The 25,395-nt window shown below is 67.7% G+C and carries 25 protein-coding genes; 15 read left to right on the top strand and 10 right to left on the bottom strand.

Features of this window, described 5'->3' with window-relative positions; translation table 11 throughout:
• Positions 1-38: 38 nt before the first annotated feature.
• From LVB77_RS01165 to LVB77_RS01120, 10 genes are all read left to right on the top strand, one after another.
• Entirely contained in the window at positions 39-944 is a 906-nt protein-coding gene (locus tag LVB77_RS01165) for a dihydrodipicolinate synthase family protein (protein WP_232908399.1), read from the top strand.
• Between the two features lie 220 nt (positions 945-1,164).
• Positions 1,165-2,751 (top strand): aldehyde dehydrogenase family protein, encoded by a 1,587-nt coding sequence (locus LVB77_RS01160; RefSeq protein ID WP_232908398.1) that lies wholly within the window; start codon positions 1,165-1,167, stop codon positions 2,749-2,751.
• A 65-nt stretch (positions 2,752-2,816) separates the two neighbouring features.
• A complete protein-coding gene (locus LVB77_RS01155; RefSeq protein ID WP_232908397.1) occupies positions 2,817-4,610 on the top strand; it encodes a DUF885 family protein in 1,794 nt (597 codons plus the stop codon).
• A gap of 93 nt (positions 4,611-4,703) precedes the next feature.
• The gene (locus tag LVB77_RS01150) at positions 4,704-5,216 is read left to right on the top strand and encodes a hypothetical protein (RefSeq protein ID WP_232908396.1); all 513 of its coding nucleotides are present in this window, start codon (positions 4,704-4,706) and stop codon (positions 5,214-5,216) included.
• Positions 5,217-5,327: 111 nt separating this feature from the next.
• Positions 5,328-6,719, top strand: coding sequence for an alpha/beta hydrolase (locus LVB77_RS01145; RefSeq protein ID WP_232908395.1), 1,392 nt, complete (start codon positions 5,328-5,330; stop codon positions 6,717-6,719).
• A 180-nt stretch (positions 6,720-6,899) separates the two neighbouring features.
• Positions 6,900-7,433 (top strand): hypothetical protein, encoded by a 534-nt coding sequence (locus tag LVB77_RS01140; RefSeq protein WP_232908394.1) that lies wholly within the window; start codon positions 6,900-6,902, stop codon positions 7,431-7,433.
• 159 nt (positions 7,434-7,592) lie between these two features.
• Entirely contained in the window at positions 7,593-8,165 is a 573-nt protein-coding gene (locus LVB77_RS01135) for a hypothetical protein (RefSeq protein ID WP_232908393.1), read from the top strand.
• 123 nt (positions 8,166-8,288) lie between these two features.
• Positions 8,289-8,843, top strand: a complete 555-nt coding sequence (locus LVB77_RS01130) for a hypothetical protein (RefSeq protein WP_232908392.1) — start codon at positions 8,289-8,291, stop codon at positions 8,841-8,843.
• A gap of 108 nt (positions 8,844-8,951) precedes the next feature.
• On the top strand, positions 8,952-9,395 hold the full coding sequence (locus LVB77_RS01125; protein WP_232908391.1) for a carboxypeptidase-like regulatory domain-containing protein: 444 nt from the start codon (positions 8,952-8,954) through the stop codon (positions 9,393-9,395).
• 82 nt (positions 9,396-9,477) lie between these two features.
• Positions 9,478-10,158 carry a hypothetical protein gene (locus LVB77_RS01120; protein ID WP_232908390.1) on the top strand — a complete coding sequence of 227 codons (681 nt, stop codon included), beginning with the start codon at positions 9,478-9,480 and terminating at the stop codon, positions 10,156-10,158.
• A gap of 85 nt (positions 10,159-10,243) precedes the next feature.
• Here LVB77_RS01120 and LVB77_RS01115 read toward each other — a convergent pair whose 3' ends face one another.
• From LVB77_RS01115 to icd, 3 genes are all read right to left on the bottom strand, one after another.
• On the bottom strand, positions 10,244-10,555 hold the full coding sequence (locus LVB77_RS01115; protein WP_232908389.1) for a hypothetical protein: 312 nt from the start codon (positions 10,553-10,555) through the stop codon (positions 10,244-10,246).
• 46 nt (positions 10,556-10,601) lie between these two features.
• Entirely contained in the window at positions 10,602-11,573 is a 972-nt protein-coding gene (locus LVB77_RS01110) for a peptidoglycan recognition family protein (RefSeq protein ID WP_232908388.1), read from the bottom strand.
• A 195-nt stretch (positions 11,574-11,768) separates the two neighbouring features.
• Positions 11,769-13,097: an NADP-dependent isocitrate dehydrogenase gene (gene icd, locus LVB77_RS01105; protein WP_232908387.1), complete on the bottom strand. Its 1,329-nt coding sequence runs from the start codon at positions 13,095-13,097 to the stop codon at positions 11,769-11,771.
• A gap of 227 nt (positions 13,098-13,324) precedes the next feature.
• Here icd and LVB77_RS01100 point away from each other — a divergent pair, with 227 nt between their 5' ends.
• Positions 13,325-13,729: a DUF4288 domain-containing protein gene (locus LVB77_RS01100; protein WP_232908386.1), complete on the top strand. Its 405-nt coding sequence runs from the start codon at positions 13,325-13,327 to the stop codon at positions 13,727-13,729.
• 34 nt (positions 13,730-13,763) lie between these two features.
• Positions 13,764-14,252: a hypothetical protein gene (locus LVB77_RS01095; protein WP_232908385.1), complete on the top strand. Its 489-nt coding sequence runs from the start codon at positions 13,764-13,766 to the stop codon at positions 14,250-14,252.
• Positions 14,253-14,294: 42 nt separating this feature from the next.
• Here LVB77_RS01095 and LVB77_RS01090 read toward each other — a convergent pair whose 3' ends face one another.
• Complete coding sequence (locus LVB77_RS01090) at positions 14,295-14,666, bottom strand: YkgJ family cysteine cluster protein (RefSeq protein ID WP_232908384.1); 372 nt, start codon at positions 14,664-14,666, stop codon at positions 14,295-14,297.
• 415 nt (positions 14,667-15,081) lie between these two features.
• Entirely contained in the window at positions 15,082-15,789 is a 708-nt protein-coding gene (locus tag LVB77_RS01085; protein ID WP_232908383.1) for a UPF0149 family protein, read from the bottom strand.
• Positions 15,790-15,913: 124 nt separating this feature from the next.
• Here LVB77_RS01085 and LVB77_RS01080 point away from each other — a divergent pair, with 124 nt between their 5' ends.
• Positions 15,914-16,294: a YchJ family metal-binding protein gene (locus LVB77_RS01080; RefSeq protein WP_232908382.1), complete on the top strand. Its 381-nt coding sequence runs from the start codon at positions 15,914-15,916 to the stop codon at positions 16,292-16,294.
• Between the two features lie 82 nt (positions 16,295-16,376).
• Here LVB77_RS01080 and LVB77_RS01075 read toward each other — a convergent pair whose 3' ends face one another.
• From LVB77_RS01075 to queF, 3 genes are all read right to left on the bottom strand, one after another.
• Positions 16,377-16,874, bottom strand: coding sequence for a hypothetical protein (locus LVB77_RS01075; RefSeq protein ID WP_232908381.1), 498 nt, complete (start codon positions 16,872-16,874; stop codon positions 16,377-16,379).
• A gap of 76 nt (positions 16,875-16,950) precedes the next feature.
• Positions 16,951-17,268 carry a LysM peptidoglycan-binding domain-containing protein gene (locus LVB77_RS01070; RefSeq protein ID WP_091637445.1) on the bottom strand — a complete coding sequence of 106 codons (318 nt, stop codon included), beginning with the start codon at positions 17,266-17,268 and terminating at the stop codon, positions 16,951-16,953.
• Between the two features lie 95 nt (positions 17,269-17,363).
• Positions 17,364-18,170 carry an NADPH-dependent 7-cyano-7-deazaguanine reductase QueF gene (queF, locus tag LVB77_RS01065; RefSeq protein WP_232908380.1) on the bottom strand — a complete coding sequence of 269 codons (807 nt, stop codon included), beginning with the start codon at positions 18,168-18,170 and terminating at the stop codon, positions 17,364-17,366.
• Between the two features lie 110 nt (positions 18,171-18,280).
• On the opposite strand from queF, the gene LVB77_RS01060 reads away from it, so the two are divergent.
• The gene (locus LVB77_RS01060; RefSeq protein ID WP_232908379.1) at positions 18,281-18,919 is read left to right on the top strand and encodes a glutathione S-transferase family protein; all 639 of its coding nucleotides are present in this window, start codon (positions 18,281-18,283) and stop codon (positions 18,917-18,919) included.
• A 289-nt stretch (positions 18,920-19,208) separates the two neighbouring features.
• On the opposite strand, the gene LVB77_RS01055 is transcribed toward LVB77_RS01060, so the two are convergent.
• Both LVB77_RS01055 and LVB77_RS01050 read right to left on the bottom strand, forming a co-directional pair.
• Positions 19,209-20,525 carry a M20 family metallopeptidase gene (locus tag LVB77_RS01055; RefSeq protein WP_232908378.1) on the bottom strand — a complete coding sequence of 439 codons (1,317 nt, stop codon included), beginning with the start codon at positions 20,523-20,525 and terminating at the stop codon, positions 19,209-19,211.
• Positions 20,526-21,093: 568 nt separating this feature from the next.
• The gene (locus tag LVB77_RS01050; RefSeq protein WP_232908377.1) at positions 21,094-22,404 is read right to left on the bottom strand and encodes an amidohydrolase; all 1,311 of its coding nucleotides are present in this window, start codon (positions 22,402-22,404) and stop codon (positions 21,094-21,096) included.
• 209 nt (positions 22,405-22,613) lie between these two features.
• On the opposite strand from LVB77_RS01050, the gene LVB77_RS01045 reads away from it, so the two are divergent.
• Positions 22,614-24,734, top strand: a complete 2,121-nt coding sequence (locus LVB77_RS01045) for a TonB-dependent siderophore receptor (RefSeq protein WP_232908376.1) — start codon at positions 22,614-22,616, stop codon at positions 24,732-24,734.
• The last annotated feature ends 661 nt before the right edge of the window (positions 24,735-25,395 follow it).

Genomic DNA, 25,395 nt, shown 5'->3' with positions numbered 1-25,395 from the left:
CGCATTCCCCACACCTCAGTGTCGAGACAGGAACCTCAATGAGCAACGCAAGCTTCTGGCGCGGCGTCGTGCCCGCCATCACCACGCCGTTCAAGGCCGACGGCACGGTCGATCACGCCTTCCTCGCCGATCACGCGCGCCAACTCATCGCCGCCGGCTGCACCGGCATCGTGCCGCTGGGCTCGCTGGGCGAGGGCGCGACGCTGTCGTTCGACGAGAAGCTGGAGATCGTCGCCACCCTGGTGGAAGCGCTGGGCGACAGCGCGCCTGTGATCCCCGGCATCGCCGCGTTGTCCACCGACGAAGCCGTGCGCCTGGCGCAGGCCGCGCAGCGCCTGGGCGCGCGCGGATTGATGGCGTTGCCGCCCTACGTCTATTCCACCGACTGGCAGGAGATGGGCGCGCACATGCGCGCGATCCTGGAAGCCACCGACCTGCCGGTGCTGCTGTACAACAATCCGGTCGCCTACAAGACCGACTTCGTGCCCGAGCGCATCGCCGAACTCGCCGCCGCGTATCCGAACCTGCAGGCGGTGAAGGAATCCTCCTGCGACATCCGCCGCTTCGCCGCGATCAAGGCGCTGCTCGGCGATCGCCTGGAATTGATGGTGGGCATGGACGACGCGATCGTCGAAGGCGTGTCGATGGGCGCGGTGGGCTGGATCGCCGGCGTGGTCAACGCCTTCCCGGCCGAGTCGGTGCGGGTGTTCGAACAGGCGCGCGATGGCGGCGCACCGGCGGCGATGGAACTCTACGCCTGGCTGCTGCCGCTGCTGCGCATGGACACCGTGCCCAAGTTCGTGCAGCTGATCAAACTGATGCAGCAGCGCGTGGCGATGGGCGACGAGCGCGTACGCGCGCCGCGTCTGACGGTGGAAGGCGAGGAGCGCGCGCGGGCGTTGGCGGTGATCGATCATGCGATCGCGACGCGGCCTAAGCGGTGATGTCGCGATGATGCCCAGCGCGAGGACGAGGCGCTGAAGCGTTCTCGCACGAAAGCCCTGGATACCCGCTTTCGCGGGGATGACGATCCAGGGTTTCGCCGCGACTTCCGATGCCGTCATCCCCGCGAAGGCGGGGATCCAGGCCGCCGGCGTCGCACCGGATAAGCCGACCGAACCCACCGCACAAGCGCACCGCGTAGACAGCCCAGGACCCCAAGCCATGGAACCCATCCTCATCGCCGGCCAATGGCAACGCAGCCACGACGAGGCCGGCGGCTTCCGTGCCGTCGATCCGACCACCGGCGAGGCCATCGGCCCGCAGTTCCCGCGCTCCGGACCGCGCGATGTCGAAGCCGCGCTGCGCGCGGCCGGCGCCATCGCCGACGAACTGGCCGCGACCAAGCCGGCCCGCATCGCCGACTTCCTGGAACGCTACGCGGCCGGCATCGAATCGGCCGCGGACGAACTGGCCGCCACCGCGCACGCCGAAACCGCGCTGCCGCTGGCGCCGCGCCTGTCGGCGGTGGAACTGCCGCGCACCACGCATCAGCTGCGCCAGGCCGCCGCCGCCGTGCGCGCGTATGCCTGGACCCATCCGGTGATCGACACCCAGGCCGGGCTGCGCGCGCATTACGCGCCGTTGCACAAGCCGGTGCTGGTGTTCGGCCCCAACAATTTTCCGTTCGCGTTCAACGCCGTGGCCGGCAGCGATTTCGCCTCGGCGATCGCCGCGCGCAACCCGGTGATCGCCAAGGCCCACCCCTCGCACCCGGCCACCAGCCGCGTGCTGGCGCGCATCGCCCACGAAGCCGTGCACGCCAGCGGCCTGCCCGAGGCGACGGTGCAACTGCTGTACGACCTCGACCCGGCCCTGGGCCTGTCGCTGGCCGGCGACCGCCGCCTGGGCGCGATCGGTTTCACCGGCAGTCGCGGCGCCGGCCTGGCCTTGAAAGCCGCGGCCGACCGCGCCGGCATTCCGATCTACGCCGAGATGTCCAGCGTCAACCCGGTGTTCCTGCTGCCCGGCGCGCTGCGCGAGCGCGGCGACGCGCTGGCGCAGGACTTCTTCGCCTCTTGCACGATGGGCAGCGGACAGTTCTGCACCAACCCCGGCGTGGTGATGCTGCCCGAGGGCGCGGACGGCGACGCCTTCGCCGCCGCGGTCGCCGCGCGCTTCGCCGCCACCGCGCCCGCCGTGCTGTTCTCGCACGGCGTGCAGCAGCACCTCGCGCAGGCGGTAGCGCGCCTGCGCGAGGCCGGGGCGCAGGTGGTGGCCGGTGCCGCGCAGTCGCAGGGCCCGGGCGCGCGCTACGCGCCGACTTTGCTGAGTGTGTCGGCCCAGGCGTTTCTAGCCGCGCCCGAAGCCTTGCAGCAGGAAGCCTTCGGGCCGGTGTCGCTGCTGGTGCGTTACCGCGACGCCGAGCAGGCCGCGGCGTTGGCGCGCGCCTTCGACGGCAACCTTACCGGCACGCTGCATTCGGCCGCCGATGGAACCGACGACGCGGCGTACCAGCGCATCGCGCCGGCACTGCGCGCGCGCGTGGGCCGATTGATCGACGACAAATGGCCCACCGGCGTGGCCGTGAGCGCGGCGATGCAACACGGCGGTCCCTATCCCAGCACCAGCCACGCCGGGTTCACCTCGGTCGGCATGCCGGCCGCGATCCGCCGCTACGCCGCATTGCACAGCTACGACCAGGTGCGCGACGACCGCCTGCCGCCGGAGCTGCGTGACGCCAACCCCGGCGGCGTGCAACGCTGTATCGACGGAAGCTGGACCACGGCCGACATCGGCCGCAAGGCCTGAGACGTCGCCGCCGAGCGCCTGCGCGTCCCGCTTCGCCGCCCACCATCGTTACCGAGAGTTCGCGCATGATCGTCCGCCTGCTGTGTCCGTCCCTGTTGCTGGCCGCGCTGGCGCTGACCGCCGTCGCGCCGGCGACGGCCGCCGAGGCCGCCGCCGAAACAACCACGGCCGCGCCCAACGAGGCCACCCGCCAGCTGCGCGCGCTCTACGACGCCGAATGGCGCTGGCGCCAGACCGAGTTCGTGCAGGTGCGCGAACCCGACGGCCGCTGGGAAGACGGCGACCGCATGCCCAGCGTGACCGCGCAGGCCTGGCAGCGCCGCGCCGCGTATTGGGGCGACGTGCTGGCCAAACTGGACGCCATCCCCGAATCGGCGCTGTCCGACGAGGAGCGCATCAACGCCGCCGTGTTCCGCACCTCGGTCGCCGCGCAGCTCAACAACGCGCGCTACCGCACCTATGAGGCGCCGTTCAACAGCGACACCTTCTTCTGGGGCGGTCTGAACCCGCGTCGCCCTTACCAGCGCGCCGAAGACTACCGCCGCCTGCTCGGCCGTCTGCACGACCTGCCGCGCTACTTCGACGAGAACATCGCCAACATGCGCGCCGGCCTGGCGCGCGGCTACAGCGTGCCGCGCGTGAGCATCGAAGGCCGCGACCGCACCATCGAGCCCTATGCCAAGGCCGGCCCGGACAACCCGTTCTCGGTCACCTTCGCGTCCATCCCCGCCCATCTGGGCGAGGGCACCCGCCGCGCGTTCCAGGCCGAAGCCGAACGCGCGATCCGCGACGAAGTGGCGCCGGCCTACGCGCGCCTGCTGAAGTTCATGCGCGAGGAATACCTGCCGCGCACGCGCACCAGCACCGCCGCGCGCGAACTGCCCGACGGCGAGGCGTTCTACCGCAGCCAGGTGCTCGAATACACCACGCTGCAGCTGACGCCCGCGCAGATCCACGAGATCGGCATGCGGGAAGTCGCGCGCATCTCCGCCGAAATGCAGGAGGTGATGCGCAAGTCCGGTTTCAAGGGCAGCTTCCCGGAATTCCTGGCCTTCCTGCGCAGCGACCCGCAGTTCTACGCCAAGACCCCGCGCGAGCTGCTGTCGTACTCGGCCTACGTGACCAAGAAGGTCGACGGGCGCCTGGAGGATCTGTTCACCCAGCTGCCGCGCAAGCGCTTCGCGATCCTGCCGGTGCCGGACGACATCGCGCCGGTCTACACCTCCGGCCGCGGCGGCCTGGACTCGTGCCTGATGAACACCTACGACCTGCCGTCGCGTCCGCTGTACACGCTGGCCGCGCTGACCCTGCACGAATGCGTGCCCGGCCACAGCCATCAGGCGGCGATGGCCCTGGAAGCGCCGGACCGGCCCGACTTCCGCCGCCAGACCTATTTCTCCGGCTACGGCGAGGGCTGGGGCCTGTACACCGAATGGCTGGGCATCGAGCTGGGCGTGTACGAAACCCCGTACGAGGATTTCGGCCGCCTCACCTTCGAGATGTGGCGCGCCGCGCGCCTGGTCATCGACACCGGCCTGCACGAGTACGGCTGGAGCCGCCAGCAGGCCATCGACTACCTGTCCGAACATACCGCGCTGGCGCCGCACGACATCCGCACCGAGGTCGACCGCTACATCAGCTGGCCCGGCCAGGCGCTGGCCTATTACCTGGGTTATCGCAGCATCCGCCAGCTGCGCAGCGAAGCGCAGACGCAGCTGGGCGATCGCTTCAACGAGGCGAAATTCCACGACGCGCTGCTGAACCTGGGCTCGGTGCCGCTGCCGGTGCTGGAGCGTGAGATGCGCCGCTTCGTCGCCGACAGCAAGGACACCAGCGCCGCGCCTGCCGCCGCGCACTAAGCCGCGCCGCCGCCGGTTCGCGAACGCGGCCGCGGAGCCGGCCGCGACGGTTGTGGCATGCTGCCCGCCGACGCGAGACAGGGAGGCCACGCCGTGAACCCACACCATCGCCGGTCCGGCCGGCGCGCGCTGCTCGCGACCGTCGCGCTGGCCGCGGCACTGATAGGCGCACCGTTGCAGGCCGCCACCCCCGCGGCACCGGCCTGGGTGGCCGAAGACGCCAGCGAAACCGCGCAACGCGTTTACCGCGGCAAGGTCGGCACGCGCGCGGTCACCCTGTACCTGGTCGACGAAGCCTCGCCCTGCGGCGGCCACCACCGCCTGGTGCGCGCCATGTACCGCTACGACGGCGTGTCGAACTGGCTGCTGCTGCAGGCCACGCGCGACAGCCGCCACCTGAGCCTGGTCGAGACCGTGCCCGGCACCGGCATCACCGGCGCCATGCTGCTGCGCGCCGACGGCGACCGCCTCGCCGGCCGCTGGCTCAGCCCCGACGGCGAGCGCCTGCTGCCGGTCGCACTAAGCGCAGCGCGCGCGAGCGCGGCCGAACTGACGCGCTACGCCGACGCGTTGGAGCGCGTGGAGCACGATCACAACGACTGCTGAGCCGCGCCTGCGGCACAATCCCTCCGAGAGGATGCAACCGACGCCCGCGTTCGCGCATCCCACCCACGGACATCGCACCGGCGCTGCGCGCCGCCCCAACGAGATCGCACCATGCCCCACGTCCGCATTCCGCTAGTCCTGGCCCTGGCCGCCGCGCTGATCTGCCCGGCCGCGCTGGCTTCCAACGCCACCGACACCACCAGCTGCCACGCCGGCGCCTACCGTCTCGACGACGGCAGCATCGTCGACGTCGCCAACGCCGACAAAGGCGCGCTGCGCTGGCGCCTGATCGACGGCCGCACCGGCCGCCTCAGCGAGCGCGACGGCCAGTGGACCGGCACCCTGGGCTGGACCGAGCGCGCCGACAACGTGCGCGTGAGCTTCGGCGAGTGCGCGCAGGGCAAGATTTCGTTCGACGGCAAGAACGGCAGCAAGCTCAAGTTCGACATCACCGAGACCCGCTTCGAGGGCAACGGGGTCAACCTGCGCGGCCGCCTGGTGCTGCCGCGCGGCAGCGGCCCGGTGCCGATCATCGTCACCGTGCACGGCTCGGAAGACTACTCCGGCGTCAACCGCTACCACGTGCAGAACCTGTTCCCGGCCAACGGCGTGGGCGTGTTCGTCTACGACAAGCGCGGCACCGGCGAGTCCGGCGGCAAGTACACGCAAGACTTCTATCTGCTGTCCGACGACGCCAAGGCCGCGCTGCTGGAAGCCAAGCGCCTGGCCGGCAAGCGCGCCGGCAAGATCGGTTTCCACGGCGGCAGCCAGGCCGGCTGGATCGCGCCGCTGGCCGCCAGCAAGACGCCGGAAGCGGCTTTCGTCGCGGTCGGCTACGGCATGGCGATCAGCCCGCTGGGCGAGGACGCCGGCCAGGTCGCGCTGGACCTGCGCAACGCCGGCTACGGCGACGACGTGGTCGCCAAGGCGCGCGAAGTCACCGACGCCACCGGCACCATCGTCGCCTCGCACGGCAAGGACGGCTGGGACGCGCTGACCGTGGCGCGCAACAAGTACGGCCAGGAAAAGTGGTGGGGCGCGATGAAGGGCGAGTACACCGGCCTGGTGGTGTCGCACACGCCGCAGCAGCTCAAGGCGATGGAACCCGAACTCGACAAGGGCACCAGCTGGGACTACGACCCGATGCCGGTGCTGCGCGAACTCAAGGTGCCGCAGCTGTGGATGCTGGCCGGCGCCGATCGCGAGGCGCCGCCGGAGGAAACCCGCGACCGCCTGCAATCGGTCGCCGCCGCGGGCCGTCCGCTGACCCTGGTGGTGTTCCCCGAAACCGACCACGGCATCCTCAAGTTCGAAACCGCAGCCAACGGCGAACGCACCGAAACCCGCATCGCCGACGGCTACTTCCGCCTGCAGCTGGACTGGATCAAGACCGGCAAGCTGGGGCGCGGGCCGTACGGCGATGCGCAGGTGTTGGCGGGTGGAGCGCCGGCGGCACCGGCGGCGACGCCCGCCGCGGCTGCGCCTAAGGCCGCCAAGCCCTAAGTCGGCGCGTTTCGATGGCAGCAACGAAGGGCGCCGCAGGGCGCCCTTCGTCTTTGCGGCCAACCGGTTCGGCGCAGGCGCGTGACCTCGCGTTGACACCGTCCGAGCGCGTTGCCGACCATGGCGCCCCGCGCTGGGGGCGCGGCGGACGTGCCTAACCGATACGCGAACAGGGGTTCCATGAAACTGATGAAAGCATTTCGGTGCCTGGCGATTTTGGCGCTGGTCCTGGTGTTGTCCGCCTGCGCGACCTCGCGCAACCTCGCCGACGGCAAGCGCATCGCGCCCAGCAAGGGCGTGCTGGTGTTCAAGGTCGAGAGCAACCAGTCCTGGCTGCAATTGCAGTTCAAGAAGTTCCGCGCTCAGGAGACCTTCGGTTCGTCCATGGCCGAGGCCTTCATCGGCCCGGACGAAGCCATATTCGTCAATCAACCGGAAAAGTACTGGGTGATGCCGGTGACCGCGGGCGACTACATGTGGAGCAAGATCGTCGTGGTCGGCCGCGAGGCGAGTTTCCACTCCTCGAACAAGTTCAGCGTCGAAGCCGGCGCCATCACCTACGTCGGTCATATCCGTATCGACTCGCGCGGCAACATGGTGCGCATCCTGGCCACGGACGAGGAGGCCGACATGCGCACCTTCCTCGAACGAGACTATACGCAGTACATGCGGACGATGGCGTTCAAGAAGCACATCACGGACATGAGTCTGTAAAAAGGCCCGGCCGTCGCGGCGGCCTATTCCGGCGAATCCAGCGATGGGCCGACGCCGCGGTAGGGTGCGGTGCAAACCGCACCGACGCAGACGCCCGGCGCCGCGCGACGATGCGGTTCGCCTGCGGTTCACCGCATCCTACGGCTGCTAGGATGCGGTATGAACGTCAAACGCATCGTAACGTTGTGTGCGGCACTGCTGCTCGCGCAGGGCCAGGCCCGAGCCTGCGAGGAGAGCGAACTGCAGCCCTTGCTCGAACGCTTCGCCGCCGCCACCGCAATGCCGTTGACCGACTGCGTGCGCGAAGTCGCGGCGGTCGGCGGCGACGCGTTCTGGCAAAACGAATGCCGTCGTATCGAGGAATCGCCGGATGCGGCGATGCTGCGCGAGCACGGACGGCGCATGTCCATCCAGTTTCGCGAGTTGCAGAGCAACGAGGATGGCGCCACCGCCGTGATCGTCAACCTGCATGGGCCCGATATTCTGGCTTTCAACGAGAAACTGGATCGGTGGAAACAGTGCCGCACCACCGCCGATACCGGCCTGGGCGAGAGCGGGAGGTCATCCGCGGAATCTTGCGGCCCCTGGACCTGGGACGCCATTCCGGTGATCGACCGCTATGGCGCGATTCCACTGACGTGCAATAGCGGCACTTGGGCTTTGATCGCCCCGGCCGCCGCGGCGGCCGACCCGGAGGTGGCCCCTGAGGCGCCTGACCATCGGAACAAATAGCGCGTACCGGGAATGGACGCGGCACAACGCATCCGGCAGCAAGCCTGCGGTTGAGCATTTGAGTTATGCGCAGCACGAACGCTACGCTTCGCCTTCCAAGGCCCTGTAAGGATCATCGCCATCATGTATCGCTCGCTGGCATTGGTAGCGGCGCTAGGGCTCGCAGCGCCCACCACCGCATTCGGCGCGGACCCTGCGCCTGAAGAATGCTGGAAGGGCACATTCACCGAGCAATTGAGCGGGCCCATACGCGAGCTGGGCTCGTCGGCGCGCGGCTCGGGCTACACCAGCAGTTACGACGGCGACTTCAAGTGGAAGGGCGAGCCTGCCAAGCAGGCAATAACCTCGACCTACGTATTTTGTTTCACCGATCGGCTGGACGACGGCGGCACCCTGATCGTCAACGACAAGCGGATCGCGCTCGACCGGATCGGCTCGATCCGGCGCCCGCCCGTGGCGCAGGAGGGCGTTTTTCGCAGCAGCACTTCCATTCGCGACGTGCTGGAGTTCCCAAGGCTGTACGGCATTTTCAGCGCTCCTGGAAAGCCGGCCAGCAGTCTTGAGATCCAGCTGGAGCCGTTGCGCGAAAAGGTTCTGGTCGTTTCCAACACCCGCGACCAGGGCGGGCGCCGCATCGTCAGCGTGATGGAAGGCAAGGCCACCCGCACGACTCCGTGAGACGTCCGATATCCAAGATTGGCGGCGTGTCTTGACCCAGGGTTAGTCGCGATGAGAACTACTGATCCAGATACAGCTGCGGGCACGCGCAAGTCCAGGCGCTGGATCGTGGTCAACACGCTTCGTTTTGTGGGCGCAGCCGCGGTTCTGGCATTGATCCTGCGGGCGTGCTTCTCCTACCAGCCCGTATCGGAGTTGACCGGCGGTAAAGGGCAGGTGGTGAGCAATGGAATGCCGGTAGTCGATGCCACGGTTTCGATCAAGGATATGGGTGGCGTCCTTCAAGCAACCACAGACGAAGAAGGACGGTTCGATATCGCGGTGGATTCGCGACGCCAGCTATTCCTCTCGATGGCAAACCCTCTGCGACATGGGGTGACGGTCGTGATCAAAAAGGACGACGCCGTTCTAATGACCTGGACGTTCGAGAAGCGCGTGCTGGGGCCGAACTATTTCGAGTTGGGTGTAATCGATGTCGAGCGCCAGCCAACGGGACGCACGCCAATGCCAAGTTCCGAAGCATCCGACATGAATCTGTCGGATGGAGAGTAGGATGCGATGTCAACCGCATAATCGGGGCGGCAGCTAGCCTAGCGCGGTGCGATCACCCTGTTCTGGTATTGAGTAATCTTGCATGCGCTCTTTCCTGCTGCCGATCCTGCTTGCATTTTCCAGTGCCGTGGCTGCTTCTGAGGCACATGGCACCGAGAGACCCAGCTTCAAGGACAAGGAGTTGTACAGCTGGCGAGAGTCCGGAACCGGGCCTTGGCGTTTCGTTTTGCTCAACGGAACCAATCGCAGCAAGACACCAGAGGAAGTGCTCGCCAGCGGCGACAAGATCGCGTCCGTCGAAGAACTGAAAGTACGCATGGCTGCCTTGACGCCGGGCGAGACCGTTCTATGGATGATTCCGGATGCGGCGCCTTTCGCCGCGCCGTCGCGAAACCTGGTGGACGAAATAGCCGCATTTGCCCGATCTGAATTCATCGATTTCGCCGCTCCGAACGCAACCGAAATTACGCTTGCGCCGATGCCACACGGTCAGGCCATAAATCTGGTCATAGCCCAAAAGCAGGACGAGATACGGGCCATCGACGATGGGCAAATGGCCTGGTTCGACACCAAGGAGCGCAGCTGGTCGGCACGGCGACCAGTGGGGCCGGGCGTGATCGATACGACTCACAATCTTGTCGTGACATACAGCATCGACGGCGTAGAGCGAGCGAGTTGGCATGTCGACCTTCGATCGGGCGTCGTTGTCCGATTCGAACCCCACAGATCGATCCATTTCAACTCATCGGCAATCAGCAAGTAGGATGCGGCGCTAACCGCATCATCGTGCCTAACTCGAAGGCGACGGCGCGGTTCGCCTGCGGCTCGCCGCGCCCTACGGACGATACTCAGGGATCGTTCCCATCCGGCATCATCAGCACCAGCGGCTCGCAGGCTTTGGCGTCGCAGCCCCACTTGCGCACGGTGTCGCCGCGGGTCCAGGTGGCGGTGGCGGCGGCGTTGATCTCGAAGTCCCAGTCCTGGCCGCCCGCACGTAGGCTGCCCTTGATCGAGCAGGGCAGCCAGTAATAGGTGTCGTGGGTGCCGTCCGGGTACTCGCGCGCGGCGGCGAAATAACTCGCCACCTGTTTGTCGCTCAGCGTCCACGCCTCGCAGCTGGGCTTGAGCGTGGGGTCCTTGCCCGACGCGGCGTCGAACACCGCGCGATCGACGCGCGTGACCGTGATCGCGGAGGCGGTGCCGGACTTAGCGGCTGGGCCCGGATGGCTGCACGACAGGAGTAGCGGGAGTGCGAGCAGGCACGTACAGATCCGCGCCTTCGCCCTGGGTCTTGTACGAGATGGCATCGTGTTTGTAGACGTCTTTGTCATTGAGCCCGTATTCCTTCTGCAGCATGCCCACCAGCTTGTTGATCGACGCGGTCTGCTCCGGCGTCGGCGCGTCCCAGGTCTTGGTCTTGGCGTTGTAGCTGCCGACCACCTCGATGCCGACGCTGTCGGAATTCATCGGGAAGCGCTCGGGGTAGGGCTTGGCCTTCTCGTGGTCGTGGATGGCCTTGGGGTTCCAGCCGGTCTTGTCGAAGAAAGCCTTCTCCTCCTTCGAGCAGTTGCCTTCTTCCATGCAGCGGCCGCGGATCTTGCCCACGTGCTGGGTGTGCTCGTTGAGGCTGGCGGTCTGGTAGATCGTGCCGTCCTTGTCGATCAGGAAATGCGTGCCGGTGCCGGTCTTGAAGGAGTTGAACGCGCCCTGCGCGCTGGAGCCCTCGGTACGGTGCATGACCACCGCGTTGATGTCCTTGAGCGGCCCCTTTTCCAGCGCCGGGATCGATTTCTTGGTGATGTCGGGGTCGACGAAGTAACCGTCCTTGCCGACCTGAGGCGTGTGCGCGTAGGCGGCCAGGGTCTGATCGGCGCTGGTCTTGCTGATCGCGGCCGGTACGCTGACCCAGGGCTGGGCCTCGGGCGGGTTGCCGCTGCCCTTCATCGCGAACACCGACGGCACCGCGGCGTCGGGCTTGCCGACCACGATGCGGTCGAAGTCGCCCATTTGCGGATTGCGCCGCAACTGGTCGTAGAGACCTGCGGCGACGTTGCGCGATTCGGCGTCGTTCCACTGCCCGCCGGCTTTTACGGCGTCGTAGACCTTCTGGTAACGCGCGTGGTCTGGATGGGACGCGTCGTAAGGCAGGACGGGGGTGGGCTGTGCTGGGTCGGCCATCGGAAATCCTTTCCTGTGCGGGCGCGAGCTGGTGCTCGTGGCGCCGAAACTGCCAGCTTTCCGCGGCCCTATCAAGTGATCGCCGGCGGGCGCCGTTATTTCACCAGGCTGAATGCGCGGCGCGACCGACGGTCCCGCCCAAAACAAAGGGCGCCGAGGCGCCCTTCGTCATGCAGCGATGCGAGCGTCGCCGCCTCAGAGATGCTTGATGATCTCGTCGGCGAACTCCGAGCACTTCACCTCGGTCGCGCCGTCCATCAGACGGGCGAAATCGTAGGTGACGCGCTTGCTGCCGATGGCCTTGTCCATCGCCGCGATGATCGCGTCGGCGGCTTCGGTCCAGCCCATGTAGCGCAGCATCATCTCGCCCGACAGGATCACCGAGCCCGGGTTGACCTTGTCCAGATCGGCGTACTTCGGTGCGGTGCCGTGGGTCGCTTCGAACACGGCGTGGCCGGTGACGTAGTTGATGTTGGCGCCCGGGGCGATGCCGATGCCACCGACCTGCGCGGCCAGCGCGTCGGACAGGTAGTCGCCGTTGAGGTTCAGCGTGGCCGACACGTCGTACTCCTTCGGACGCAGCAGGATCTGCTGCAGGAAGGCGTCGGCGATCGCGTCCTTGATGACCAGACCCGCGCCCGGCTTGCCTTCCGGAATCACGTGCCAGGGGCCGCCGTCGAGTTCGACCGCGCCGAAGAAGTCGCGCGCCACCTGATAGCCCCAATCACGGAAGCCACCTTCGGTGTACTTCATGATGTTGCCCTTGTGGACCAGGGTCACCGACTTGCGCTTGTTCTCGATCGCGTAGGAAATCGCGCTGTGAACCAGACGCTCGGTGCCCAGGCGGCTGACCGGCTTGATGCCCAGGCCGACTTCGACCGGCAGCTCGCGCGCCGGAGCGCCGATGGCTTCCAGTTCCTTCAGCCAGGCGCCGTTCTTGTCGGCGGTGCCGAAGCGGATCTTGTCGAACGCCTGCGGGAATTCCTTCTGCAGGAAGTCCAGCACCTTCTGCGCATCATTGCTGCCGCCGGCCCACTCGATGCCGGCGTAGATGTCCTCGGTGTTCTCGCGGAAGATCACCATGTCGACGTCGCCCGGCTTCTTCACCGGCGAGGGCACGCCCTCGAACCAGCGCACGGGGCGCAGGCACACGTACAGGTCCAGCATCTGGCGCAGCGCGACGTTGAGCGAGCGGATGCCGCCGCCGACCGGCGTGGTCAGCGGGCCCTTGATGCTGACCAGGTAATCGCGGCAGGCCTGCACGGTGCCGTCGGGCAGCCAGGTGCCGTAGGTGTTGTTGGCTTTCTCGCCGGCATAGACCTCGAGCCACTCGATCTTCTTGCTGCCGCCGTAGGCCTTGGCCACGGCCGCATCCAGCACGCGCACGGAGGCGCGCCAGATGTCCGGGCCGGTGCCGTCGCCTTCGATGAACGGGATGATCGGGCGATCCGGCACATTCAGGCCGGTCGGGGTCTTGGTGATCTTGGCGCCGCCTGCGGGCGGCGTCGCTACGAACTCGGTCATTACGATCTCCAGTGGGGCCGTCCCGTGCGCGGGCGCAGGGGCGAAGCAGGGTGCTGGCGGGTCGCGATGGCGCTGCGATCCGGCCGGCCATTGTCGCGGTTCGGGCCGGGCGTGGCAAAGGCCGAGGCGGCATCAGGGTCGTACGCTGTGGAATGATGCATTCCGCGGCTAGGGGCGGGCCCCGGGTCCCGGTGTTGACGGGTCGGCGAGCGGCGTTAGGAGTTCCAATGAGCAAGACGAAAGAATCCGGTAAGACCCGCGCACCCGAAGTCGAGGCCGGCGAGCGTTTCGCCGCGAAGTTGCTGTTCCAGTTTCGTGTGATGGTCGATGGCGACCCGGGCGTGATGCGCACCTGCGAGGAGCGGATCATCGTGTTCCGTGCCATGACGGCGCGTAAGGCCTTGGCGCACGCGAAGCGGCGCGGCAGGTCGGCCAAGCATCGGTATCGAAATAGCTACGGAAACGCGGTTCATTTCGAGTTCGTCGGCGTGCTCGACCTGATGCATCTGGGCGGTGAATGCGATGACGATGAAGTCTGGTACGACATCACCAGACGCAAGCTCCCCATGGAGCGCGCGGCCAACTTGATTCCACCGGACCACGAGCTTTCCGCGATCCGCCTCGGAATCTGACATCGACGCGAATGAAAGTCGGAGCTAGTGAAGCATGGCTGTGATTCGGGTCGACAACTCGCGATGGTATGAAACGGTAGCCGCGGTTCCGGTTTGCGTTCTGCCCTGGAATGCGGATGAGTTCGCCGCGAAGTGGCAGCTCACGCTGGACGAATTCGAGGAGCCGGGTCTGGGCTGGGTTCGGACGGCCGTGCTCCAGCTAGGCCATTGCATTTGTCTTGCGGAGGCCCACCTGCAAGGGCCGGACCAAGCGCAACGAGTAAGTATCTCCGTAGCGGGGACCTCGCCCGACACGCGGTTGGACCTGTTCGAAATATTGAGAGCGATGGAACTGTCGGAAGCCGACTTGCCTTGGGTCCGTCCGCTGCTGGGGCCTGCACGGTGGCTGCTATATCGTTTGGACGACAACGGAAACGAGTTCCTGATCGAGCGCTATCAGCAGCCCGAAGCGGCCGAGACGATACGCGCGCAGTACGAGGCCAAAGGACACAAGCAGCTGTACTTCGTTCGGTCGGATCGCTAGTTGCGATCGCTTCGAGTGCTAAAGCCGACGACGCTCCAAGCGCTAGCCGGATTTCTGTTGCGACCATTGCTGCGGCGTTAGAGGCGCCAAGCCATAGGCGATGCGCGCCTTGTCGCATTGCGGGCTAGGTTCGCCGTACTCCCACGCGGCTTGCAGTTCGCGACACGGCGACGGGCGCTGCGCATAGACGCCGCAATGGGCGGAGACGCCGATATCGCCTTGCAGCGCGATGCAACGCAATGCGCGGCCGCCGTAGGTGCCGCGCATCGCGACGCGGTGGGCGTCGAGGGGTTCGGTCAGCTCGGCCGGTGTGCCCTCGGGATCGAACGCGTCGGTTTCGCTCCAGTGCAGAGCGACGCGGAAGTGGGCGCAGCAGGCGCCGCAGCTGAGGCAGGGGTGGGAGGGGCTCTGCATGGTGGAAGCGCGGAGGTGAGGTGGGAGGTGGATGGAGCGCGATGAAACGAGCGCGTATGAGCGGATAGCCGCCCAATGGCTCGCGCGACTGCTTTTGGCTCGTCATTCCCGCGAAGGCGGGAATCCAGTGACTTCAGCGCGAAGTTGGAACGCCGTCGCTACTAAAGAAGAACAGCGTTGCGGCCAGGTTCTGCCGATGATGTCGCTGTGTGTACCGACGTTAAAGTCGCTGGATTCCCGCCTTCGCGGGAATGACGGCAAAAAAGCGAAAAGCGAAAGCCCAAAGTAGGCAGCGTCAACGCGAGCGCGGACGCTATTTTCCCGTCACTCCCGCCCGCGCGGGAATGACGTCAAGACCACGATCGAGATCAAGAACCGCGAGCGAAGCTAGCCCGGGGCGCAGCCGACCCCCATCTCAAGCCCCGCAGCACTTCTTGTACTTCTTCCCGCTCCCGCACGGACAGGCCGCGTTGCGGTCCGGCGTGTCGGCGCGGCGGATCGGTTCGCGCGGGGTCAGCGCCTCGATGCGGTGGTGGTGCAGGTCGGCGAGCATGCCGGGCAGGCCGGAGACGATCTCCAGGCGTTCGCGGTAGCTGATCGGCGTGCCCGGCGCTTCCGGATCCTCGCCCAGCACTTCGCCGCTGGCGAGGCGGTCGAACAGCACGAAGATCTCGTCGATCCATTCGTTCTCGTCCAGCCAGGCCTCCCACGCGGCTTCGCGCAGCTCGACGCCGCGGAAGAAACCGAAGGCCCAGTCGCGGCCGACGTCGAGGTCGTCGCCCTGGTCCACTTCCACGTCCTCGGGCAGCCACAACAGCGGCGCCAGATGGTCGGGCAGGTCGTCGTCGCCGTGGCGCACGCGCGCGGCGGCCATGTTCCAGTGGCCCTGCAGCAGCGCCTCGATTTCGGCCGCCTCGGTCTCGTCGCTCCAGCGCGGCGGGGTGCCGCCCCAGACCGCGGGCTGCCACTCGGCCGCCGGCAGGGTTTCGGGCGCGACCACCAGCGCCGACAGGAAGCCGTCCAGCGCTTCCAGATTGAAGCCCTTGAACGGGACGGCGCGTTGGTCGAGCAGGTCGGCGAGGCGTTCGATCTGGGCGTCGTCGAGGTAAGCGGGCGGTTTCATGTCGGGTCGCGCGGCGGGGTTCGGGACGCGCATGGTAGTCGCAGCGGCGTGCGCTCGCCGAGAATTCGCGTTCCGGCCGCGATTTCGCCGCTGGCCCACCCCTAGATCGAGCCCGCCCCCGACCATGTCCGCCTGTCCCTGCGACCCTTCCCGCCCTTACGCCGCCTGCTGTGGGCCGCTGCACGCAGGCGCGCCGGCCGCCGACGCCCAGGCGCTGATGCGCTCGCGCTACAGCGCCTACGTGCTGGGCTTGCGCGAGTACGTGCTGGCGACCTGGCACCCGCGCACGCGTCCGGCCGAACTGGAGCTGGACCCGGCGGCCACGCGCTGGCTGGGCCTGGACGTCAAACGCCACCGCCCCGACGGCGCCGACGCCGCCACGGTCGAATTCGTCGCCCGCTACCGCGTCGGCGGCGGCTCGGCGGTGCGCCTGCACGAGATCAGCCGTTTCCTGCGCGAGGACGGCCGCTGGTACTACCTGGACGGCGCGTTTCCGGGCGCCTGAGCGCCGCGGCCGCGGACAAAAAAAGGGCGCGGTCCTCGTGGAACCGCGCCCGGGCTTGCCCGCCCATGAGGCGGGGAGAGAGTTACTTGACCTCGAATTCCTTCGACTGCACCACCGCGCCGTCCAGCGACACGTCGACCTTGTACTTGCCGGTCGGGAAGCCCTTCGGGCTGTTGATGCTGAAGTTGGTCACGCCGGGGCCCATCAGCTGCGCGTCGGCGCTGTCGTCCTTCACGGTCTGGCCGTCCTGGAAGGTCCACTTCGCGCCCAGCTTGGCCGGCACGGTCGCGGCGGGGTCGGAGGTGCTGGTGGAGATCGCGACGTAGATCGTGTCCTTGGGCTTGAAGGTGGTGGCCGCGGTGGTGACCTTCTTGTCCGGGCCTACGGCGCTGCCCAGGTCGACGCTGGCGACGCTCGCGGTGGCGGCGACGGGCGCCGGCGCCGGGGTCGGCGCGACCGGCTCGGCGGCCGGCGGCGGGGTCACGGCTACGGGCTCTTCCTTCTTCTTGCAGCCGGCCAGGGCCAGCGTGGCCACCAGAGCTGCGGCCACGGCGTAGGTCGTGCGATTGCGGATCATCATGGTGTTTCTCCTGGAAAGTGCGAACAAGGCGTTCGAGCGCACGGGACCATGGCCCCGGCGGATCGTGTGGTTGGGATCAATCGTTGATCGCGGGGATCTTCAGCACCTGACCGGGCTTGATCTTGTCGGGATCGTCGAGCTGGTCGCGATTGGCTTCGAAAATCGCGTTCCACTTGTTCGCCTTGCCGTAGAACTGCTTGGCGATGTGCGAGAGCGTGTCGCCCTTTTCCACCGTATAGGTCTGGTCCGTGGGCGCCGTCGACGAGGTGATGTCTTCGGTGGAGCTGACCGAGGACTGCACATCGCTGAAGTCGGCCCGCTGGGTTACCTGCTCGGTGCTGTCGACGCTGCTTTGCACGTCGGAGAAATCGGCTTTTTTGTCCGGGGTAGTCATGGGTGTCGTGAGCTCCTGCCAATCGTTGGCGAACTCACGATGACACGCCGATTGTTAAAAAGATATTGCGTCCGTGTGAACGCTCGGGGCCGCCGTTACTGACGTTCGTCGCGCTGTGCCGGCGGGCGCAAAAAGTCTGTAGTGGCACGCCAGGGATTGATGTCCAGGCCGCCGCGACGGGTGTAGCGCGCCTCCACCGACAACGCCTGCGGCGCGGCCAGGCGCAGCAGGTCGGCGAAGATGCGTTCCACGCATTGTTCGTGGAACTCGGCGTGGTCGCGGAACGAGACCAGGTAGCGCAGCAGCCCGGCGCGGTCCAGGCGCGGACCGCGGTAGGCGATGTCCACGCGCGCCCAGTCGGGCTGGCCGGTGACCGGACAGTTGGACTTGAGCAAACCGCTGCTCAGCGTCTCCTCGACGATCCGGTCGGCATCGGCGGACAGGTGCGCGGCGTTGGGCGGGCCGTAGTCGTCGATCGCGATGTCCAGGCCGTCCAGCGACTCGGCCGCGCTCTCGCGCACCGGCGGCAGGCCGAACGCGACCTCGACCGGCGCGCCGGCGGACCGGCTCAGGTCGTCGGCGATGCGCGCGCGCACGGCTTCGGCGCTGTCGAAGCGCGAGGCGTTGTAGGAGTTCAGGTACAGCTTGAGCGACTTGGACTCGACCAGGTTCGGCGAATCGGCCGGCACGCTCAGGGTCGCGGTGGCCATGCAGGGCTTGCCGCGCGGGTCCAGCCAGCTCAGTTCGTAGGCATGCCAGCGGTCCAGGCCGACGAAGGGCAGGGCCTGATCGGACAGGCCGATGTGCGAGCGGCCGAGCGCGCGCGCGATCGGGAACAGCAGCGAGGGGTCGTACTCGCGCGGGTAGTCGACGTGACGGCCGAGGGGGAGTTCTTGGGTCATGCGCGCATTTTACCCGCTTGCCGCGCCGGGGCCGGCGCCAGGGCAAGAATCGGATATCGCGCCCGCGCGCTGCGGCCGAGACTGGCGCCATCGCCCTTGGAACCCGCGCCATGCTCACGCTCTACGACTACCTGCCCTCGCAGAACGCCTGGAAGATCCGCCAGCTGCTGCAGCACCTGCAGCGACCCTACCGCACGCACATCGTCAGCATCTTCGAAGGCGAAGGCCGCCGCGACGAGTACCGCCGCATCAACCCCACCGGCGCGGTGCCGGCGATCGAGCTCGAGGACGGGCGCGTGCTGGCCGAGTCCAACGCCATCCTCGACTACCTGGCCCAGGGCTCGGCCTATCTGCCCGCGGACGCGTTCGGACAAGCCAAGGTGCGGCAGTGGCTGTCGTTCGAGCAGCAGTACGTGGAGATGAGCATCGGCTCGCTGCGCTACTGGACCCTGACCGGCAAACTGCCGCAGCGCGCGCAGGCCTTGATCGACGCCAAGCGCGGCGCGTCTCTACGCGCGCTGGGAATTCTGGAATCGGAGTTCGCGCAACGTGCGTTCGCCGCGGGCGCGGACTACACCATTGCCGATATCGCCTTGTATGCCTACGCGAGTCGTGCGGAGGACGCGGGCATCGACCTGGCGCCGTACCCGAACTTCCGCGCCTGGATCGGGCGCGTGCAGATGCAGCCGGGGCACCTGGCGCAGCATCACCCGTATTCGATCGATCCGCATTCGTCGAAGGAGCTGTAGTTGCGCAGCTTCCGACCTGCGCGATGCGCAAGGAAGAGGACGCCGCCGCTCTCTGTGGGAGCGGCGTGAGCCGCGATCGGCGCCCGGCGTCGTATCCCGACTGACGCAATCGCGACTTACGTCGCTCCCACAGAAGGCAGGAAAGTTCGATGCCTTCCTGTAGGAGCTGCGTAAGCTGCGACCGCGAAACGACGCAGATCGCGGTTCTACCGTTATCGCAATCGATCGCCTTGACGCGGTCGCGGCTCGCGCCGCTCCTAGCCCAACGCGCTCGCTCCGCCGGCGCCGCTCAACCCTGGGGCTGATGCAGATAATCCAACGTCACCTGCAGCAACGCCCTCAAGCCCAGGTCCAGCGAGGACTCGTCCAGCTTGAACTGCGGCGAGTGGTTACTGGGCGCGGTGACCGGGTCGATGCCTTTCTCGGTCGAGCCGACGAAGAAGAACATCGCCGGCACTTCCTTGGCGTAGTAGGAAAAATCCTCCGCGCCCATCTGCAGCGAAGGCTCGACCACGTTGGCCTCGCCGGCCACCGCCTTCAGGCTGGGCAGCATGCGGGCGGTCAATGCCGGGTCGTTGTAGGTGACCGGGTTGCCCTCGCTGTCGGGCACCGCCGACACCGCGGTCGCGCCGTGCGCGGCGCTGACGTGCTCGGCGACGTTCTTCAGGTCGGCGAAGATGCGCGCGCGCATGCCCTCGTCGAAGGTGCGGATGGTGCCGACCATTTCGACTTCGTCGGGAATGATGTTGTAGCGGATGCCGCCCTTGATCGCGCCGAAAGTGACCACCGCCGGCAGCTTGGCGATGTCGGTGCGGCGGCTGACGATGGTCTGCGAGGTGCCGATCACGTCGGCGGCAGCGACGATGGGGTCGATGCCGCCCCAGGGCCGCGAGCCGTGGGTCTGGCGGCCTTTGATCTTGATGCTGAAGCGGTCGGACGCCGCCATCAGCGGGCCCTGGCGCACGCCGATCTGGCCGGCCTGCAGGGTCGAGAACACGTGCAGGCCGAACATGGCGTCGGGCTTGAAATCCTTGAACAGCCCTTCCTTCAGCATCAGCGAGGCGCCGCCTTCCTCGTTGCCGGGCGCACCCTCTTCGGAGGGCTGGAACACCAGCATCACCTGGCCGGGCAGCTCGTCCTTCATCGCCACCAGCGCGTCGGCCACGCCCAGCAGGATGCCGGTGTGGGCGTCGTGGCCGCAGGCATGCATCACGCCGGTGGTCTGGCCGTTGAACTGGGTGGTGACCTTGGACGCGAACGGCAGGTCGACCTGTTCGGTCACCGGCAGCGCGTCCATGTCGGCGCGCAAGGCCAGCTTGGGTCCGGGCTTGCCGCCCTGGATGATCGCGACCACGCCGTGGCGCGCGATGCCCACGCGCGGCTTCAGGCCCAGCGCGCGCAGGTGCTCGGCGACCTTGGCCGCGGTGCGCTCCTCGCGATTGGACAGCTCGGGGTGCTGGTGGAAGTCGCGCCGCCAAGCGATCACCTGATCCTTCACCTTGGCCGCGGCGGCCCCCACCTCCGGGCGTTGCGCCGACTGCGCGGCGGCGGCCAGCGGCAGGGCGAGCAGGGCGCAGCTCAAGGCGACGGACAGCGGACGCTTCATCGACGGACTCCGGCAGGAAAGCCCCGATGCTAGCCCAAGCACCGTCCATGGAGCTGCGCGACCTTGGTCGATTGGGGGCGGATGCGGGTTTTGGTGAGGCGGGGCGCGGGCCTGCGCCGTTGATCGCGCTGACGCGGTCGCGGCTCACGCCGCTCCTACCCCAAAGCAAGGCGTCGCCCAAGAGCCGCGCGCTCCGCTCTCTGTGGGAGCGGCGTGAGCCGCGATCGGCAGCCGGCGTCGCAGCCCGAACTTGCGCAATCGCGACTCACGTCGCTCCCACAGAAATCAACAGCGCTCCGCTGGCCCCCTGTAGGAGCTGCGACCGCGAAACCACGACGACGGCGCAACGTGAAAGGCCATCGTTTCGCCGCGGCTCGCATTCGCGTGGCCGCGGCTCACGCCGCTCCTACCCCAAAGCAAGGCGTCGCCCAAGAGCCGCGTGCTCCGCTCTCTGTGGGAGCGGCGTGAGCCGCGATCGGCAGCCGGCGTCGCAGCCCGAACTTGCGCAATCGCGACTCACGTCGCTCCCACAGAAATCAACAGCGCTCCTACAGGGAAAGACCGCGGCTCACCCTTGCGGCGGCGCGCTCAAATAGTCCCAGGCCAACTGCAGCATCGCCCGCGTGCCCACGTCCAAGGCGCCCTCGTCGAGCATGAACTGCGGCGAGTGGTTGATCGGCGCCTGGGCCGGATCGATGCCCTGCGCGGTGGAGCCGACGAAGAAATACACGCCCGGCACGGTGTTGGCGAACTGCGAGAAATCTTCCGCCACCGTCACCATCGGCATCTCCACCACCTGGTCCGCACCGACCGCGCGCTGCAGCGACGGCCGCACGCGCTGGGTCAGCGCCAGATCGTTGATCGTGGCCGGCGCGTTGTTGACCACCTGCAGCTCGGCGCTGGCGCCGCTGGCATGCGCCAGGTCTTCGGCGGTGCGGCGCAAGCGCGCGATCACGTCTTCGCGCACGCCCGCGTCGAAGGTGCGCAACGTGCCGACCAGCTTGGCCTCGTCGGGAATGATGTTGAAGCGCACGCCGCTGTTGAACTGGCCCGCGGTCAGCACCACCGGCGTCGCGGCGATGTTGATCTGGCGCGCGATCATGCTCTGCGAAGCCAGCAGAATCTGCGCGCCGACGGTGATCGGATCGACGCCGTCCCAGGGCCGCGAGCCGTGGGTCTGCTTGCCGCGCACGGTCAGGCTCCACTCGTCGGCGCTGGCCAGCGACGGACCCGCGCGCACGCCGATGCGGCCCACCGGCAGGCCGGCCCATACGTGCAGGCCGAACACCGCCTCGGGCTTGAAGTCGCGGAACACGCCCTGTTCCAGCATCAGCGCCGCGCCGAAGGGCTCGCCGGGGTTGGGCGGACCCTCCTCGGACGGCTGGAACACGAACATCACCTCGCCCGGCAGCTCCGCCTTGCGCGCCGCCAGCGCCGTGGCCACGCCCAGCAAGATCGCCACGTGCGCGTCGTGGCCGCAGGCGTGCATCACCCCGACCGGCTGACCGCGGTACGTGGTGCTGACCTTGGACGCGAACGGCAGCCCGGCCGGCTCGGTGACGGGCAGGGCGTCCATGTCGGCGCGGATCGCGATGCGCGGGCCCGGTCGCCCGCCCTTGAGCACCGCCACCACGCCGGTGTGGGCGATGCCGGTCTTGGGTTCCAGCCCGATCCGGCGCAGCTGGTCGGCGATCAGCTTGGCGGTGCGCACTTCGTGGTTGCCCAGCTCCGGGTGCTGATGCAGGTCGCGCCGCCAGGCCACCACCTCGGCCTTCACGGCTTGCGCCGCGCGGTCCAGATCGGGCGAGGGCGCGCTCTGGGCGGCGGCGGCGCCGGTGGCGAACAGGGTGCTGGCGATCAGAAGGCTGGGCAGGCGCATGCGGGTAGGGGCGTCGGAGTCGAGAGCCCGATGCTAGACCACGCGAGGCGCAGGCCGGCGCACGATGGGTGATGACGACCGCACCGACCGGCATGGGTTTGCGCGCTCCGGCGGCCAGCCATTAAGATGAGAATGATTATTGTTTGCATGAACGTCCCGCGCCCGGATGCGCTGCCCATGGACCACGCCCGCCCCTGCCCGAGACCCCGATGCCGTCGTTCCCGATTCCCGTCCGCGCCACCGCCAGGGCCGTGCGCTGTGCGCTGGCCGGCCTGTTGATCCTGCCGATGTCGGCGTTCGCGGCCGAACCCGATGCCGCCACCGACCTGGACAGCGTCGAAGTGCGCGCGCCGATCGCCAAGCGCAGCCAGACCGCGACCAAGACCGACACGCCGCTGATCGAGGCGCCGCAGTCGATCTCGGTGATCACCGCCCAGCAGATGCGCGACCGCGGCATCCAAGGCGTGGAGGAAGCGGTGTGGTACGTGGCCGGCGCGCAGGGCGGCGGTTATGGCCAGGACACGCGCAGCGACTGGTTGCTGGTGCGCGGTTTCAGCCCGGCGCGCTACATGGACGGCCTGGCCCTGACCGACGGCGTCTGGACCGGCGCCACCCGCATCGAGCCCTACGGCCTGGAGCGGCTGGACGTGCTCAAGGGGCCGACCTCGGTGTCCTACGGCGCGATGCCGCCCGGCGGCCTGGTCAACCTGGTCAGCAAGCGCCCGACCGAACAGGCGCTGCGCGAGATCGAGCTGCAGGTCGGCAACTACGGCCTGCGCCAGGCCGCGTTCGACTTCGGCGGCCCGTTGGGCGACAGCGGCACGCTGTTCTATCGACTGACCGGCCTGGCCCGCAACAGCGACAACGTCGTCGATTACGTTCAGGACGATCGCTACTACTTCGCGCCGGCATTGACCTGGAAGCCCAGCGATGCGACTTCGCTGACCTTGCTGGCGCGTTGGCAGAAGGCCGATACCGCGCAGGGCGGCGGCTTCCTGCCGGCGGCGGGCACGCTGCTGCCCAACCCCAACGGCAAGATTCCGATGCACCGTTTCACCGGCGACCCGGGCTGGAACGATTATCTGAAGACCATGAAGTCGGCCGGTTACGAGTTCGCGCACCGCTTCGACGGCGGCGTCGAATTCCGTCAGAACCTGCGCTACACCCAGGTCGACGTGGACCACGACGCCGGTGTCGGCAGCTTCGGCCTGCAGGGCGATCTGCGCACGCTGACGCGTTACCTGTTCCCGCTGGAGGAGCACTCCCAATCGCTCGCCGTCGACAACAACCTGCAATTGGGTTTCGACACCGGGCGTTGGAACCACACCGTGCTGGCCGGCGTCGATTACCGCCGTCTGCAAAGCGACTACGCCTCGGCGTTCGCGTTCGGCGCGCCGCCGCTGGACGTGTTCGATCCGGTGTACGGCGCGCCCATCGTGGTGCCGGCCTACACCTCGCACGAGGACAAGGTGCAGCAGCAGCTGGGCGTGTACGTGCAGGACCAGATCCGCTACGGCGGCTGGGTGATCACCGCCGCCGGGCGCCAGGACTGGGTGCGCACGCGCACCGACAACCTCATCGCCAATCCGGTCGCGCGCACGCGCCAGGACGATCGCCGATTCTCCGGCCGGCTGGGCGTGAACTACGTGTTCGAGTCCGGCCTCGCGCCGTACCTGGCGTATTCGCAGTCGTTCCAGCCCACGGTCGGCGCCGACTTCTTCGGCCGCGCGTTCAAGCCCACCACCGGCGAGCAGGTCGAGGCCGGCCTGAAGTACCAGCCGGTCACGGGCCGCGGCCTGGCGACGCTGGCCGTGTACCAGATCGATCAGAAGAACAGCCTCAGCGTCGATCCGAACCACACCCTGTTCTCGGTGCAGCAGGGCGAAACCCGCGTGCGCGGCCTGGAGCTGGAAGGGCGCTGGAACCTGCGCGGCGGCCTCAGCCTGTACGGCGCCTACAGCTACACCGACGCCGAGATCACCCGCAGCACCGACGCGGCCTCGATCGGCAAGCAGGTGGCGCTGCAGCCGCGGCATTCGGCTTCGCTGGGCGCGGATTACACGCTCGCCTACGGCACGCTGTCGGGTTTGGGCGTGGGCGGCGGCGTGCGTTACGTCGGCGACCATTACGGCGATCTCTACAACCAATGGAAGACGCCGTCCTACACCTTGTTCGACGCCACGGTGCACTACGACTACGACCAGTGGCGTTTCCAGCTCAATGCCAGCAATCTGTTCGGCAAGGAGTACGTCAGCGCTTGCAACAGCGCGCTGTGGTGCTATTACGGCTATCCGCGCACGGTCACGGCGACGGTGCGGTACCAGTGGTGAGGTGGTGACGCCACACCGGCATCCGATCGCGGCTCACGCCGCTCCCACAGAAGGCAGGCGCCACGAAACCTCCCTCCCTGTAGGAGCTGCGTAAGCTGCGACCGCGACAATCCGAGCGGTCGCGCCACGCCATAGGCCGTGCATCCCGGTCGCGGCTCACGCCGCTCCTACCCCAAAGCAAGCACGCGACGCTTCAGATCGCCTGCACCCCGCATGCTGTGGGAGCGACGTAAGTCGCGATTACCCCAGCTCATGGCGCTACACCGGCATCCGATCGCGGTTCACGCCGCTCCCACAGAAGGCAGGCGCCACGAAACCTCCCTACCTCCCTGTAGGCGCTGCGTAAGCTGCGACCGCGACAATGCGAGCGGTCGCGCCACGCCGTAGGCCGTGCATCCCGGTCGCGGCTCACGCCGCCCCTACCCCAAAGCAAGGGATGACCGCTTCAGACTGCCCGCCCCGCTTTCTGTGGGAGCGACGTAAGTCGCGATTACCCCAGCTCATGGCGCTACACCGGCATCCGATCGCGGTTCACGCCGCTCCCACAGAAGGCAGGCGCCACGAAACCTCCCTACCTCCCTGTAGGGGCTGCGTGAGCTGCGACCGCGAAAATACGAACGGCCGCGCAACCCACCACACGCCGAGACATACCAGTCGTGGC

Source organism: Lysobacter sp. 5GHs7-4 (assembly GCF_021284765.1).
Classification (GTDB): domain Bacteria; phylum Pseudomonadota; class Gammaproteobacteria; order Xanthomonadales; family Xanthomonadaceae; genus Lysobacter.
Note: the sequence above shows the minus strand (reverse complement) of the source record. Positions and strands in the feature narration are given on the sequence as shown.

What these genes read in the sequence shown, in the direction of transcription:
- LVB77_RS01135 (WP_232908393.1), top strand. Translation starts at nt 7,593, where the DNA reads ATGAACGTCAAACGCATCGTAACGTTGTGTGCGGCACTGCTGCTCGCG.
- LVB77_RS01120 (WP_232908390.1), top strand. Translation starts at nt 9,478, where the DNA reads ATGCGCTCTTTCCTGCTGCCGATCCTGCTTGCATTTTCCAGTGCCGTG.
- icd (WP_232908387.1), bottom strand. Translation starts at nt 13,097, where the DNA reads ATGACCGAGTTCGTAGCGACGCCGCCCGCAGGCGGCGCCAAGATCACC.
- LVB77_RS01165 (WP_232908399.1), top strand. Translation starts at nt 39, where the DNA reads ATGAGCAACGCAAGCTTCTGGCGCGGCGTCGTGCCCGCCATCACCACG.
- LVB77_RS01055 (WP_232908378.1), bottom strand. Translation starts at nt 20,525, where the DNA reads ATGAAGCGTCCGCTGTCCGTCGCCTTGAGCTGCGCCCTGCTCGCCCTG.
- LVB77_RS01080 (WP_232908382.1), top strand. Translation starts at nt 15,914, where the DNA reads ATGTCCGCCTGTCCCTGCGACCCTTCCCGCCCTTACGCCGCCTGCTGT.
- LVB77_RS01160 (WP_232908398.1), top strand. Translation starts at nt 1,165, where the DNA reads ATGGAACCCATCCTCATCGCCGGCCAATGGCAACGCAGCCACGACGAG.
- LVB77_RS01140 (WP_232908394.1), top strand. Translation starts at nt 6,900, where the DNA reads ATGAAACTGATGAAAGCATTTCGGTGCCTGGCGATTTTGGCGCTGGTC.
- LVB77_RS01110 (WP_232908388.1), bottom strand. Translation starts at nt 11,573, where the DNA reads ATGGCCGACCCAGCACAGCCCACCCCCGTCCTGCCTTACGACGCGTCC.
- LVB77_RS01060 (WP_232908379.1), top strand. Translation starts at nt 18,281, where the DNA reads ATGCTCACGCTCTACGACTACCTGCCCTCGCAGAACGCCTGGAAGATC.
- LVB77_RS01095 (WP_232908385.1), top strand. Translation starts at nt 13,764, where the DNA reads ATGGCTGTGATTCGGGTCGACAACTCGCGATGGTATGAAACGGTAGCC.
- LVB77_RS01155 (WP_232908397.1), top strand. Translation starts at nt 2,817, where the DNA reads ATGATCGTCCGCCTGCTGTGTCCGTCCCTGTTGCTGGCCGCGCTGGCG.
- LVB77_RS01050 (WP_232908377.1), bottom strand. Translation starts at nt 22,404, where the DNA reads ATGCGCCTGCCCAGCCTTCTGATCGCCAGCACCCTGTTCGCCACCGGC.
- LVB77_RS01090 (WP_232908384.1), bottom strand. Translation starts at nt 14,666, where the DNA reads ATGCAGAGCCCCTCCCACCCCTGCCTCAGCTGCGGCGCCTGCTGCGCC.
- LVB77_RS01070 (WP_091637445.1), bottom strand. Translation starts at nt 17,268, where the DNA reads ATGACTACCCCGGACAAAAAAGCCGATTTCTCCGACGTGCAAAGCAGC.
- LVB77_RS01100 (WP_232908386.1), top strand. Translation starts at nt 13,325, where the DNA reads ATGAGCAAGACGAAAGAATCCGGTAAGACCCGCGCACCCGAAGTCGAG.
- LVB77_RS01145 (WP_232908395.1), top strand. Translation starts at nt 5,328, where the DNA reads ATGCCCCACGTCCGCATTCCGCTAGTCCTGGCCCTGGCCGCCGCGCTG.
- LVB77_RS01130 (WP_232908392.1), top strand. Translation starts at nt 8,289, where the DNA reads ATGTATCGCTCGCTGGCATTGGTAGCGGCGCTAGGGCTCGCAGCGCCC.
- LVB77_RS01085 (WP_232908383.1), bottom strand. Translation starts at nt 15,789, where the DNA reads ATGAAACCGCCCGCTTACCTCGACGACGCCCAGATCGAACGCCTCGCC.
- LVB77_RS01045 (WP_232908376.1), top strand. Translation starts at nt 22,614, where the DNA reads ATGCCGTCGTTCCCGATTCCCGTCCGCGCCACCGCCAGGGCCGTGCGC.
- LVB77_RS01075 (WP_232908381.1), bottom strand. Translation starts at nt 16,874, where the DNA reads ATGATGATCCGCAATCGCACGACCTACGCCGTGGCCGCAGCTCTGGTG.
- queF (WP_232908380.1), bottom strand. Translation starts at nt 18,170, where the DNA reads ATGACCCAAGAACTCCCCCTCGGCCGTCACGTCGACTACCCGCGCGAG.